This is a genomic window from Moorena producens 3L (assembly GCF_000211815.1).
In the GTDB taxonomy this organism is placed as follows: domain Bacteria; phylum Cyanobacteriota; class Cyanobacteriia; order Cyanobacteriales; family Coleofasciculaceae; genus Moorena; species Moorena producens.
Genome location: NZ_GL890841.1, coordinates 57144 through 69881, shown reverse-complemented (window position 1 = coordinate 69881; position 12738 = coordinate 57144). Strand labels below are relative to the sequence as shown.

The window sequence follows — 12738 nt, the reverse complement described above, 5'->3', positions numbered from 1 at the left end:
TGTTTGACCCGGTGGTGCGTTACAGGGCGGGCTGTGCCAACCCTGGCGCTATAGCGGAAAATGAGGATGAGCCCGCCCTTAACGCACCCTACGTCACTAATCATTAATCATGGCAATAGCCATGCCAGAATACGTTTAGCAATTTTCTTAGGACCAGGCTTGGCCGAGAGCAAACCGGACAATAGCTGACGCAACATCCAAGGCGCAATCCTGATTAAACATGAACGTAGCAGCGATTGTAGTATTACTAGAAGTAGACCACAGGTGACTATGCCCACTATAATAATCAACCATCTCCAGGGTTGAGCAAGTATTAGCTGTAATACACCAGGAATTACCAGCACTGCCACAATCACCAGGATTATCATCAGCGCTGATAGTCCCCAAGCCAGCTTAGGCAAGTTTGGTGATGGTTTCAGGCGTAGCTGAGCCAAGATTTGAGTGATCAGCCAGTAATGAGCGTCAGCAATTTGACAACAAAAGTCGGGATTCTCCAGACAGTCTCTCTTGATCTGGTGAAGGATTTCTCCATCAAGGGCAATCACACTCCGCATCAGTGCCTGTGCTCGATCAACTGGTAGATAGTAGGTAGAAAAGGTCAATCCAGACTGGAGGCGGTTTTCCCAATCCAGCAGAGCTAAATGGCGTAAATCACTAAGCAACTCTCCGGAAATATCAAGGCCGTGACCAGTCTCTTGTGCTTGTTTAATTTTTGTAAGAATGTCTTGATTTAAATCAAAGCGAATGCTATGAAACAGCACGCGGGAGCGTGTAATTTGTTCTTGCTCAATGTTGATGTATGAGTCTATATTCATACCTTTCCCCTGGTCAAGGGTTTGAGAGTGCTGTTGGGAATGACGCCACACAGGACTAACCAGATTACACCACCACAGCACAATAAAGGTTTTCAGGCTCCCAAATCAAGCCTTCAACAGCCGCAATTTCTTCCTAGCTTAGTTTTCTTAATAGCTGAATGCGTCAGGGAGTCAGTGCTCAGTCTAGTTTATCGTTAATGTTTAAACTTAAGTTATAAACCGTCAACTTTTAACTTTTAACTTTCAACTTTCAACTTTCAACTTTTAACTTTCAACTTTCAACCAAGCTGATAGCTGACTAAGCCACGATAAACTGAAATAATATTAAGAAATGTTAATATAAGGAGTTTTTATCATGCAGACGATCAAGTTAGGTCAGGATGGTCCGATGGTTACAGCCTTGGGAATTGGGACGTGGTCATGGGGAGACAAGCTGTTTTGGAACTATGGCAGTGACTACGGCACTACTCAGGTAAAAGAAGCCTTCGAGGCAACCTTGGATGCTGGAATTACCTTTTTTGACACCGCTGAGGTATATGGACTAGGAGAATCCGAATCCCTGATCGGACGGTTTATGAAGCAGCTGGGACGGAAAGCCCAGATTGCCACTAAGTATTTTCCCTTACCCTGGCGATTTACCGCTCAGTCAGTTTCTGATGCCTTGAGTGACAGTTTGAAACGTTTGCAAGTCGAGCAAGTGGAACTGTACCAAGTACATATGCCTTTTAGTTTCTTGATCAGCCAACAGACCTTGATGAATGCTCTAGCTGATGAAGTGAAGCGTGGTCGGATTGGAGCAGTTGGTGTCAGTAACTATTCCGCTAAGCAAATGGCAGAAGCTCACAGTTACTTAGCAGCCCGTGGCATACCCCTAGCGGTGAATCAGGTGCAATATTCTCTGTTGCATCGGAAAATTGAGAGCAACGGTATTCTTGATAAAGCGCGTCAGTTAGGTGTGACTATTCTCGCTTACAGTCCCTTAGCTCAAGGGTTACTCACTGGCAAGTATACGGTAGAGAAATATATCAAACCCACTGGAGCTAGGGCTATTGACCCCCGCTTTAGCAAAAGTGGTTTAGAAAAAATTGCCCCTGTGCTAAAGCTACTGAGTCAGTTAGGGGAAAAGTATGAGCGAAAACCAGCTCAAGTTGCCCTTAACTGGCTGATTGCTCAAGATGGAGTAATCCCGATTCCCGGTGCTAAGACCGCACAGCAGGTGCAAGACAATGCAGGGGCTTTGGGTTGGGCTTTGAGTCAGGAGGATGTTAGTCAGTTGGAACAAGTGACTCGCCCTTGGTTAAAATGAAAGCTCAAGGAAAGCGCCCCTACAATAGACTTCGCCGCAGTTGTCCGGAACAGGCAACAGCGCTATTGATTTCAGAAACGATAGCCTGCACCAAATTGGAATTTAACCGGAGAAGTATCGTTGTTTTCATCACTAAGGCTTAATCTGCCACTGCCGTAGATTATGGTGTAGTCATTGACTGCTGCTTCTACACCAGCAGTCAATACGGCTGAATTTTGATTACCTAAAGGAGTGGTGATCTCCTCGTTGTTCACAAAGGTATAGCCTCCACCAACGTAAATGTTAGTATTGCTGGCAACCGGTAGATCGTAGGTAATTGTTGGCTCGACAGCACGACCTTTGCCAGAGAGAAATGCTGCACCACGCACTGAAATTGGTAAATTGGGCACATCAATACGACCTTGATACATGCTACCAATCCTTTCATCGCTTGAGTTTGAGCCAATTCCCAGCAAATTCTCAAAGGGATTGAGGATATCATTACTTATTGTGCTGCCATCGTTACTAATTCCGACGTAGCTACCCTTTAATCCTTCAGGTTGAGCAGAGGCAGGGCTAGCACATAGAACCATAGCAATCATTAAGATTAGGGAAGTTGCGGCAGATTTGAGTATGGGTTTCATCGGTTTCATGGTTATAATTAGAAAACCCCCCGCTTTGATTGCAGGGGGATGGCTATCAAGGTGCATCTACTATTTTTCTATTTCTCAGCCGAGTTGAGTTATCCGGATAAGTCTCAATAAAAATATCCGATTGACTCCAGAGATGGCGTTGCTTAATGATGGGATAATTTTGTCGCCACCCCATTGAGAACTGGTATATGTAAACAAAAAGCGATCGCTTGTTGAGGTAGCGATCGCTTTTTGAGGTCACGATTTAGTCTAAACTGCGTAAGCATTCAGCCCTCAGCCGTCAGCCATTCGCGTAGCCTGGTCACAAGCCTTGGCCAAAGGCCACGCTACGCGAATGGCTGATAGCACCTCAGGTAGTCTATTAGCTGATACGCGATACGCTGATAGCTGATAGCTGAATGCTTACTAAACTCAAGTAGCTAACTGATTGTCCCAAGTCTAGTTAGCCAGCCACTGAGCTAACCAGGGAGTTAGTTCAAGTTAACCTTGACAACTTTGTTTTTTTCCTCTTCCGCTTTAGGCAAGGTCAGATTTAAGATACCGTCTTTGTACTCAGCCTCAACTTTGGTATTTTGAATCCGAACTGGTAAAGGAATTACCCGCTGGAATTTACCATAACGGAATTCAGACCGCTTGACGCCTTTTTCGTCAGTATTGGTTTCTTCTTTACGTTCTCCACTGATAGAAACAACAGTATCTGTGACTTCTACATTCAAGTCTTTGGCTTCCATTCCTGGAACTTCTAATTTCAGAGTAATAGCATCTTCAGTTTGGGTAATTTCAGCAGCTGGAACATTTTTGAAATGACCAAACTCTCGCAAAGTAGTAGGCACAAAACTATGGTCAAATAGCTGGTCAATTTCCCGTTGTAGGGTGTTGATGTCTTTCCAGGGGTTCCAACGAACTAGAGTCATAGCTTTTCCTCCAAGTTGTAATTGCTTAATTGATTTAGCCTTGTTTTCTGGCCTTTGATTATTATGGTAGGACTTGAAATTAGCTATGACAATTCGGTTTTTATCACTAATTTTATAGGGATTGCCGTTATGAATAAGTGTTCAATCGGGAATCGGGAATCGGGAATCGGGAATCGGGAATCGGAAACAGGCAAAAGGGAATAGGGAATAGTAATAAAGAGATATGAGGATTTTTTTTGGTTAGGAGAAAGCAATGTAGCCTTGGGTTTCATGAACTATTTAGAACTGCTATAGTTAACTTTGATCTAAATTACGGTAAACTAAACACAATTGAGTTCGGTAAACTCGAATTCAATGGTCAGCTAATGCGCTAGGCGCAAGCTAATTGAGGTGCTAATGCGCTACGCGCACGCTACGCGAACAGGTATCAGGTAAGGCAATTCAGTTAAGTCCGATGATGGAATCCACAGATTTTACCCATTCAGTCAGCTACCAAAAAGAATTGATTCTGAAATTACAGGAACTGCTGAAAAAAGAAATTGAAGGTAAAGCTCACTCTGACCGCATTGAAGAATTATCTTCAGCGATTGAAAGTGCTACAGAGGCGCTCAACAACCTAACCCAGTATTTTAGAGAAACTTGACCTCTAAGCATTCAGCGGTCAGCTTATTTTATTCAAAAGCTGTTTGGTGTAGCATGCGCTATGGGCATAAACTGTTCGGTGTAGCGTGGCCACAGGCTCAAAACTGATAGCTGATACGCGACACGCTGATACGCGACACGCTGATAGCTGATAGCTTACGTTGACCTGTACTTTTCTCGATTAGACTCTAAGCACTAGGTATTAGGCGTTAACTACTAACTAACACCTAATACCTAACACTTAACACCTAACACCTAACACCTAAGCCTCAACACTATATTGACTGATAGTAAGCATTCAGCCGTCAGCCGTCAGCGGTCAGCCATTTCCGTACCGTGCGCGTAGCCCATAAGCTGACAGCTGATAGCTGATAGCTGAATACTTACGACTGATTACTAGGGCAAAGGTCGAAATTATTTTTAGTCCTTGAAGAGGTCAAGTCCTCTTTCGGGTTGAGCTACAGAGGCACCAATATTAGGAGTGATGCCCACAAATTGATCAAATCAGTGATTCGGTCAAAGCCCGACGCTGCGCGAACGACTCTGGTCAAGATCAATCCCAGAACTAGGAAAACCTAGAGATGAAGTCAACAGGGATGGAGTGAACACAGATGGAGTCAGGAAGGAATCAAGTAGGGAATCAATGGGATTGGTAATAGTACCAACGATATCCTCCAGCAGACTGTCAGGTCCATCGGTAACACCATCCGGATTACTAATCTGGTTGTCGTCACCAATGCTGAAACTGGCGGCACCACTAATCTGATGATTATTGGTGTTAGGGGTACTCATGGTGCTGGAAACCATGGCTGTGCCATGGATACTGAAAATGCGATTGGCCTTTGGCCACGCTACGCGATCGCTTAAATCCGCTGAGGTATTGTCACTAATGGTGCTGGTAGCCATGCTGGTACTGCTGACGATGACTATACCGCCAACAGAGTCGCCCAAGGGATTGCGACTAATCCTGTTAGTAGCCGTCGCCCTGCTACTGACCTTGACTAGAGGGTCATCTGAGTCTACTGTTCGCGTAGCGGCGACCTTCGCGTAGCGTGGCCCAAAGGCCAAGGAGCATCGATTACTACTAATTTCAATCTTGGTGATAGTCGCCGTTTTTGGATCTTGAGGCTGAATTTCGACATCAAACACTTGGTCAATGTCATCAAAATCAATGTCATCAAAATCGATGTTAATCGGGCCATCGGTGATGTCCAAATCACCAGTAGTAGCCAAATCTTCACCAGTTTCAAGGTCATCTAGGGGAGAAATCACTACAATCCCTTGACTAGTAGCACCAGTTTGGTTTCCTTGGTTTGGATTTGCTTGTAGATTGCAAAGGGAATCAAGCACAGAACAGCTATTGTTTATCATCGAGGTTTCTACTCGAACGTCAACAAAGAAATGAGATAGAGATTCCCTGATTGACTTTTTCTAGCTACCCAGGTCGAGTAGCCAGCACATTTTTCACTTTGTCAGTCTAAATTCTATCTAGGTGATCAAATTATTGCTCTCGAATGCAATAAAAATTCACGTTTTATGATCACGACAGGGGGATGGTGCCCTTTATCCATCAATTTTCTGTCTACACTCCCAAACCTCTACAGGTTTAATTCCCGGAGCGTCCATTACCACTTTGATTTAATAAATATTCCCAAATCCGTCGTATTTCCTGTTGATTTTGACGAATATCTGCTTGACTTTGACGAATCTCCTCTTGATTTTGAATAATCTCTTCTTGACTTTGACGTTGATAGGTTGCTAAATCGGAAAACAATTTTAAGGTCTCATTGAGAGAAACTCTTAATTGAGTAATTTCTGCTTGATTTTGCTCGATATTCTGACTATGGCGATTAATGTATCTTGCTGCTGTCTCTAACAAGTTCTCTACTTGAGTTAATCTTTCTTCTGGTGTCATGTCTGATCACTTTTGATTTGATATATTTATATATTATATTCTTTTTTTTATCATTATTACTGAAGTCAAGTATTACTAAAAAAATAGTGCGATCGCGAACGGAACATAGCGTTTAATTTTGGTCCGTTATTAACCCACCCTATCAACTACTTCTTCTATCTACCCTCTCCCGCTTGTTCCCACACTATCCCCTCTCCCCAAACTATTCACGCTACTGGCTACTGGCTACTCCCGATAACGAAAGTACCTAACCCAATTGATAACTGCTATAGTAATCAGAGTATTGCTAACTTTAAGGTAGGATAATGACAGAAAAAAATTTTGTAGCTGATAACGCTACTACCACAGAAATACTGGAACAAGTTATTGAGGAAATACAGCAAACTCCCCAAGAATACTTACCCAATTTGTTGCAGATAGTTCGTCTGTTTCGTGAGAGTGTTACACAGGATACGGCAGAAGAAAGCTTTCGTCAGGGATGGCAAGAAGCCATGACAGGGAATACACTTCCTGTTTCACAGCTGTGGGATGGGATTGATGCAGAATGAACCAGTCAAAATCGAAATCACCGTTACACCTGAGTTTAAGAGAAGCCTACGCAATCTAGCTAAACAGTATCGTAATATCCGCTCTAATTTCCAGCCGATTATTGATCAGTTACAGTCAGGTGAAATTATTGGGGATCAGAACCCAAGGATTAGAGGTTTAATTTCCGGAGCGTCCATTACCGCTTTGATTTAATAAATATTCCCAAATCCGTCGTATTTCTTCTTGATTTTGACGAATCTCCTCTTGACTTTGACGTTGATAGGTTGCTAAATCAGAAAACAATCTTAGGGTCTCATTCAGAGAAACTCGTAATTGAGTGATGTCTGCTTGATTTTGCTCAATGGTCTGAGAGTGACGATTAATGTATCGTGCTGCTGTCTCTAACAAGTTTTCTACTTGAGTTAATCTTTCTTCTGGTGTCATGTTTGATTAATATTAATCTGATATATTTATCTATTCTATTCTATTAGATTTTTACTCCTTATTACCGATGTTAAAGATTACTAAAAATTTAGTGCGTTCGCGAACGGAACATCGCAATCTAGTTTGGTGCGTTATTAACCTACCAAACCAATTACTTCTACCCTCTCCCTGCGCCTGTTAACCACACTTACCATATTTACTATTTTTATCACATTTAATGCATTTAACACATTTAACACGCTGCATTCAAAGCTAAAATGTGGTATAATAGGTAAATAATTATCAGCAGGTGGACAAAAATAAACTACCATCAAAGAAGCTACTATCCACACCATTTAGGCAAGTTAGCCCACCAGGCAGCAGGTGTTATCGTTAATTCCACCTACAAAATTATTTAGTAATCCAAAATTCCTCAGAATTTTGCCCTTGGCTGTTTTCGAGCGTCTGGATCAGCGATTAGACGAGATGGAGTCAAGCTTGGGGGAAGAGGCAATACTCCTAAAGTCTGATCTTTTGGTGAATCAGAGGGTGATTACTGAGGCTCAGAGCCAGAGGTTTACCCTGATCGGATCAGAACAGTTCAGTTGTCTACTGTGGGGGGAAGCCCAACCGGAGACCTTAACTGGGTATGACTCTCTGATGAGACTGTACCAAGTGGGATTGACCTTCGCTCCGGATGCGATCGCAAACTTTCTGACCAATCTCAAAGACTCCTACCTAACCTCACCATCAAAATTTGAAACCTCTGAGGATGTTCTCAACCTAATCAATAGGGCCGGGGCCTCCCTCAAACCCAATAATCCAGCTATCCAGAGCGAATTTACCCTATCATTAATTGATATTCTGTGTGACTACAACACGGATAACTACAACACCGATGTTCCACCATTAGTAGAGCCAGCTTATCCCTATGGGTCTATTTGTCAACCCGTAGCAGAAGCACTACACCAGCAGGTTGAGCAAGAGCGATTGCTCAATCAGGTGACCAGTCAAATCCGTCAAAGTCAAGAGTTACCCCTTATCCTCACCACAGCAGTTGAACGGGTACGACACTTCCTAGAAGTAGACCGATTAGTAATCTATCAATTTGATTTCCCTTACACCTCTAGTCTCACACCAGTAGAGCCAGCACCTGCTGCTGCCACTGAATTAGGCTGGGGTTGTATTACCTACGAAGCTAAAGCCTCCGATGCTATCCCATCAGTGCTGAATGTGATTGAGCAGGAGGAATGCTTAACCCATGTACCGAACTCTACACATAAATATCAGCGAGGGTCAACGGTTGCTGTTGATGATGTTGATCGAACCTATAATACCCATAATTGCTTACTTAAACTGTTGCATCGACATCAAGTACGAGCCAAGTTAGTCGCACCAATTATTGTCGAAAACAACCTGTGGGGGCTACTAATTGCCCATCAGTGTTTGGAGCCAAGACGATGGCAGGACAGTGAAAAAAACTTTCTCCAAGCAATTGCTGAACACCTAGCCGTTGCAATCTATCAAGCGAAGTTATACGCCCAAGTGCAGCAGCAAAACAACACCCTTGAACAACGGGTAATTGAGCGTACCCAAGCACTCCGGGATGCCTTGCAAGCTGCTCAAGCAGCCAATCTTGCTAAGAGTGAGTTTCTAGCTACCATGAGCCATGAATTGCGCACCCCTCTGACCTGCGTAATTGGGATGGCAGCTACACTCTTGCGCTGGTGTTTTGGTCAGGACAGTTCCCAAAGATTACCTGTAGAAAAGCAACAGCGCTATTTAAAAACTATCCAGGAAAATGGGCAACACCTGCTAGAACTGATCAACGATATTCTAGATTTGTCTCAGGTTGAGGCAGGAAAGTTAGTCCTGACTATCAGCAAATTTTCCTTAAGTAAGCTAGCCAATCAGCTGTTGAGTAGCCTAAACGAACAAGCCTACCAACAGCAGGTGACTCTACAGCTAGATTGGCGAGTGCCACCAGAAAGGGACTGTTTTTCTGCAGACCAACGGCGGGTTAAACAGATTTTGTTTAACCTTTTAAGTAATGGGATTAAATTTACCCCAGAGGGGGGTAAAGTAATCCTACGGGTCTGGCCAGAAAACCACTTAGTAGTGTTTCAAGTGGAAGATACAGGCATTGGTATTGCCCAAGACCAGTTACCATTACTGTTTCAAAAGTTTCAGCAGCTAGAAACCCCCTACCGTCGCAAGTATGAAGGAACTGGCTTGGGGTTAGCCTTAACCAAACAGCTAATCGAACTCCATAGGGGCAAAATTGAGGTGGAATCGGTAGTGGCAGAGGGGTCTTGTTTTACAGTTTGGTTACCCAATCAACCCATAGCACCAGCTACTTCAGGAAAAGTCCTGCCAAAGTCCAACCTAACTCTCAAAGCTCAAGGCACTGTGGCCCTAGTGGAAAACCAAGAAGAGATTGCTACCCTAATTTGCGAGATTTTGACCGCAGCAGGCTATAAAGTAATTTGGCTGATCGATGCTTCCACTGCCATCAAACAAATTGCATTGCTTAAGCCCCATACTATCATTATCGATTGGCAGTTACCAACTAGGGAGGGTTACGAAATGACTCAATGGCTGCGTCAATCCTCCACAACTAGTGAGGTAAAAATTCTGGCTTTGACGATTCCGAGCCTGCCAAACATAGAGCAACAAGAGATGATGGAAGTAGTGGATGATTACTTATATAAACCGATTGAACCGATGGAATTATTGTACAGGGTTATGGCGTTGGTGGAAAGTTATAGCGCTGCGCTATAGCTGCTAAACCTAGAAGTGTAACTAAGCCAAGGATGCTGCTAGGTTCCGGCACATCTTCTGGGACAACAAAAGCATTATCCTGGATGTTGCTAATCGTTGAGTTCCGACGAATAATGTCCGAGAGGCGAGTGCTTTCTAGATCTGGAGCCAAGGCCAGCAGATGATCGAGATCGTTGAGGAAAAAGAACCGGTCACCATCCCGTGCCCGCCTGAACTGGTCTGAGATCACCGTATTGAATAGTTCACCGACCAATCCACCGTTGACCGAGTCCTCAGATATTCCTCCAATCCAGAAATCCACCTGATCTACAGAGCCGTAGATTTGTTCAAATAGAGCTGCTAGTTCTGGGTCAGAAGTAATGCCCAGTTCGGTATCGGTGGTCAAGAAGGCAGTGACTGGATCTAGACCGAGTTCCACACGAGCCTGATTGTAACCGGTAACGCCAGATTCCCTTGCCCGCTCAATATTTAGTGTAGCAAGGTCAAATCCACCGGTGGGAATCGAGGCAAGGAAATTCCGCACGTCGTCCACTATCTGATTGTCAAACTCTTGAGCCACCTGGGAAGCTAAACCGAAAAACAGTGAATCGACGCCGTTATCAATCACCTGTTGGGGAGTGAAGAAGGCATCGGAAAGGGATACCCCTCCGGGGGAAGTACCGTCATTGTTAATGCGCTGAATCTCTGGGGACAGAAAAGTGTGGCCAACGCGGAAGGTACCATTGGCAAATTCCACGCTGACACGTGGGTCAACGCTGGAATCGTAGCCAGAGTAATCCTCCAAAAGGCTATCGCCAATGAACAGCGGTAGGAATTCATTGTATGTGATTACCTGAATCTCAGCGCCGACCACCTTACGGGCTGATTCGTAGATAAAGTCGCCTTTATCAAGTCCTGACTCTTCTAACTTCTCCAAAAGAACCGGGTCACCAGCGTCAATTTTTTCAGCAAGTGTTTCAGCCAGGCGATTGTGCTCCCGCACGAACAAGGTGTGAGCTGCGGTTAACCCAATCTGTTCGTTGACACGAACATCGCCACCGATGAACAACTCTTCTGGTGCTAATGCTCCAGAGCGGTCAGTGTTGGCATTAGGCAATCCGCCAGTGTTGAAAGGCAGTAGCTCTTCATCATTGATAATCTGGCTCTTGAGCTTTCCAGTACCATCATTAGTACGCAAAAATTCCGCCCGCTCTTGATCAGATCCGTAGACCTGTGAACCATCAATAAAAGAAGTCAGCTGGTTGATCTGCTGGCGCGGATTGCCAAGGTCAGTGCCAGTCCCTTCAGCTGCAGGAACCCTAACAAAGGGTATAGATGGGGCGAGTGGATCTGGAAGACCAGTGGTAATGTCAAAGGGATTAATTGGGATAGGGGTGAAATCCTCTGGTGGAGGAGCTGCCTCTCCCTCATTGAGATCCAAGTCGTGATCAATGAACTGCCCCCACTGCCAGATCCAGTCGCTGGCGTTGAGGAAATTAGGCACGAATTCAGTCTGGCGGACAATGGTATTGCTAATGTCACGGGCGTTAGGCAGAAGATTGCCAGCCGGATCGGTTATTCTTGGTGCGTTGAAGCCATCTTCGTAATCAGGCTCCGTGAGCCGAAGTAGTGGTGTTTCGGCTTCACCCAATGTCGGGTCATTGGGGTTGTTGCCAAATCCGTTAATAGTGCGAAATTCTCCTGCAGCAGCAGGCACAGACATGGAAAATCCTAGGGCAGCGAAAGTGGTTATTGCTAAACCAAGCTTACGAGGCTTGAAGTTTCTAACCACTTCCAAGTTAGATAAGTGATTTTTCATCAGGTTAGTACTTAGGTTAAGATTGCATCCCAACCGCTAATGTGGTAGATGCAGTAAAATACTCTATCTCTTCTAATAAGGTGTTTGGAAAGTAGCTACATGGTTTGCTAAAACCGGGTAATTTACTTTAGTTATCCCCAAGATTCACGGGTTTTCGTCTAAGAGGTTGTCTGAGAAGTCTCATTTGCTACATCCAAGCCCCCGTTGGTCCCCCAATTCTGGGGGACTTTTAGAAGCAAATTGACTCTTGTTCCCCCCAAAGTTGGGGGGTCAGGGGGGCAAAATTCAGTATCAAAAAACTTGGGAGATATCCTCTAAAGTAAGTCTTCACGTAAGTCCCTCATTTATCGCCAGTAAATAATTTTTAACACGGGCTATAATAACGATTACGTATTTCTTTTGGCTACATAATTTATTCCGTATTTACCCCATAGTCAAGATTAAAAATTACTGCTTGCTAATTTTAAGATAGCTGGATTTCGGATATCTACCGCAAAAAAAATATAGTTTTACAGAATCTTTAATTCTTTAATTAAAGATTATCTGGATAGAGACGCACAATAAATCAATATCTTGTCAAGCCAATAAATCTTGATTGTAGATAAATATAGTGTAAGGATTTAGGTAGAGGGGTTGACAAAAGCCGAAAATTTAAAGTAGCCATTGATGAGTAAAGCAATTCTACCTCTTTGGGATGAGGAATCGCGCCAATTTATCAACGAAAAACTGGTGGATATTATCCTTGGCAAACAAAGCTTTATTAATTAGCTAAAGCTGGAAATATAAAGACTAAAAATCAGCCTAAATTTAGACTTAATGACCTGCTAAAATTTACCTTAAACTGACCTGAACAAAAAAAGCGATAAAGTCAAAATACAACACACACAACTACCAAGCATATCACCGGAAGAGGCGGTGGCGCGGGGAGATGGTGAGATAGTAAGATTTTTATTAAGGGTAATTATCTGGAGATAGTATAATACA

At 43.8% G+C, this 12738-nt stretch carries 13 protein-coding genes; 4 read left to right on the top strand and 9 right to left on the bottom strand.

What is annotated here, in order from left to right:
- Positions 1-107: 107 nt before the first annotated feature.
- On the bottom strand, positions 108-866 hold the full coding sequence (locus LYNGBM3L_RS09095; RefSeq protein WP_044492508.1) for a hypothetical protein: 759 nt from the start codon (positions 864-866) through the stop codon (positions 108-110).
- A gap of 304 nt (positions 867-1170) precedes the next feature.
- Here LYNGBM3L_RS09095 and LYNGBM3L_RS09090 point away from each other — a divergent pair, with 304 nt between their 5' ends.
- Positions 1171-2121: an aldo/keto reductase gene (locus LYNGBM3L_RS09090; protein ID WP_008181647.1), complete on the top strand. Its 951-nt coding sequence runs from the start codon at positions 1171-1173 to the stop codon at positions 2119-2121.
- A gap of 71 nt (positions 2122-2192) precedes the next feature.
- Here LYNGBM3L_RS09090 and LYNGBM3L_RS09085 read toward each other — a convergent pair whose 3' ends face one another.
- From LYNGBM3L_RS09085 to LYNGBM3L_RS43105, 4 genes are all read right to left on the bottom strand, one after another.
- Positions 2193-2744, bottom strand: coding sequence for a putative outer membrane beta-barrel protein (locus tag LYNGBM3L_RS09085; RefSeq protein WP_044492531.1), 552 nt, complete (start codon positions 2742-2744; stop codon positions 2193-2195).
- Between the two features lie 55 nt (positions 2745-2799).
- Positions 2800-2994, bottom strand: a complete 195-nt coding sequence (locus tag LYNGBM3L_RS40165; RefSeq protein ID WP_131826885.1) for a hypothetical protein — start codon at positions 2992-2994, stop codon at positions 2800-2802.
- Between the two features lie 229 nt (positions 2995-3223).
- Positions 3224-3667: an Hsp20/alpha crystallin family protein gene (locus LYNGBM3L_RS09080; RefSeq protein WP_008181645.1), complete on the bottom strand. Its 444-nt coding sequence runs from the start codon at positions 3665-3667 to the stop codon at positions 3224-3226.
- A gap of 83 nt (positions 3668-3750) precedes the next feature.
- Entirely contained in the window at positions 3751-3939 is a 189-nt protein-coding gene (locus LYNGBM3L_RS43105) for a hypothetical protein (RefSeq protein ID WP_154659721.1), read from the bottom strand.
- Between the two features lie 182 nt (positions 3940-4121).
- On the opposite strand from LYNGBM3L_RS43105, the gene LYNGBM3L_RS09075 reads away from it, so the two are divergent.
- The gene (locus tag LYNGBM3L_RS09075; protein WP_008181643.1) at positions 4122-4310 is read left to right on the top strand and encodes a hypothetical protein; all 189 of its coding nucleotides are present in this window, start codon (positions 4122-4124) and stop codon (positions 4308-4310) included.
- A 515-nt stretch (positions 4311-4825) separates the two neighbouring features.
- On the opposite strand, the gene LYNGBM3L_RS09070 is transcribed toward LYNGBM3L_RS09075, so the two are convergent.
- Positions 4826-5680 (bottom strand): hypothetical protein, encoded by an 855-nt coding sequence (locus LYNGBM3L_RS09070; protein ID WP_008181641.1) that lies wholly within the window; start codon positions 5678-5680, stop codon positions 4826-4828.
- Positions 5681-5915: 235 nt separating this feature from the next.
- Positions 5916-6224, bottom strand: coding sequence for a hypothetical protein (locus tag LYNGBM3L_RS09065; protein WP_008181639.1), 309 nt, complete (start codon positions 6222-6224; stop codon positions 5916-5918).
- 305 nt (positions 6225-6529) lie between these two features.
- Between LYNGBM3L_RS09065 and LYNGBM3L_RS09060 the strand changes: the two genes are divergently transcribed.
- Complete coding sequence (locus LYNGBM3L_RS09060; protein ID WP_008181637.1) at positions 6530-6772, top strand: hypothetical protein; 243 nt, start codon at positions 6530-6532, stop codon at positions 6770-6772.
- A 157-nt stretch (positions 6773-6929) separates the two neighbouring features.
- On the opposite strand, the gene LYNGBM3L_RS09050 is transcribed toward LYNGBM3L_RS09060, so the two are convergent.
- Positions 6930-7196, bottom strand: coding sequence for a hypothetical protein (locus LYNGBM3L_RS09050; protein WP_008181633.1), 267 nt, complete (start codon positions 7194-7196; stop codon positions 6930-6932).
- A gap of 420 nt (positions 7197-7616) precedes the next feature.
- Here LYNGBM3L_RS09050 and LYNGBM3L_RS09045 point away from each other — a divergent pair, with 420 nt between their 5' ends.
- Positions 7617-9956 carry a hybrid sensor histidine kinase/response regulator gene (locus LYNGBM3L_RS09045; protein ID WP_008181631.1) on the top strand — a complete coding sequence of 780 codons (2340 nt, stop codon included), beginning with the start codon at positions 7617-7619 and terminating at the stop codon, positions 9954-9956.
- On the opposite strand, the gene LYNGBM3L_RS09040 is transcribed toward LYNGBM3L_RS09045, so the two are convergent.
- Entirely contained in the window at positions 9919-11754 is a 1836-nt protein-coding gene (locus LYNGBM3L_RS09040) for a peroxidase family protein (protein ID WP_008181629.1), read from the bottom strand. The two genes, LYNGBM3L_RS09045 and LYNGBM3L_RS09040, sit on opposite strands and share 38 nt — an antisense overlap.
- Positions 11755-12738: the final 984 nt, after the last annotated feature.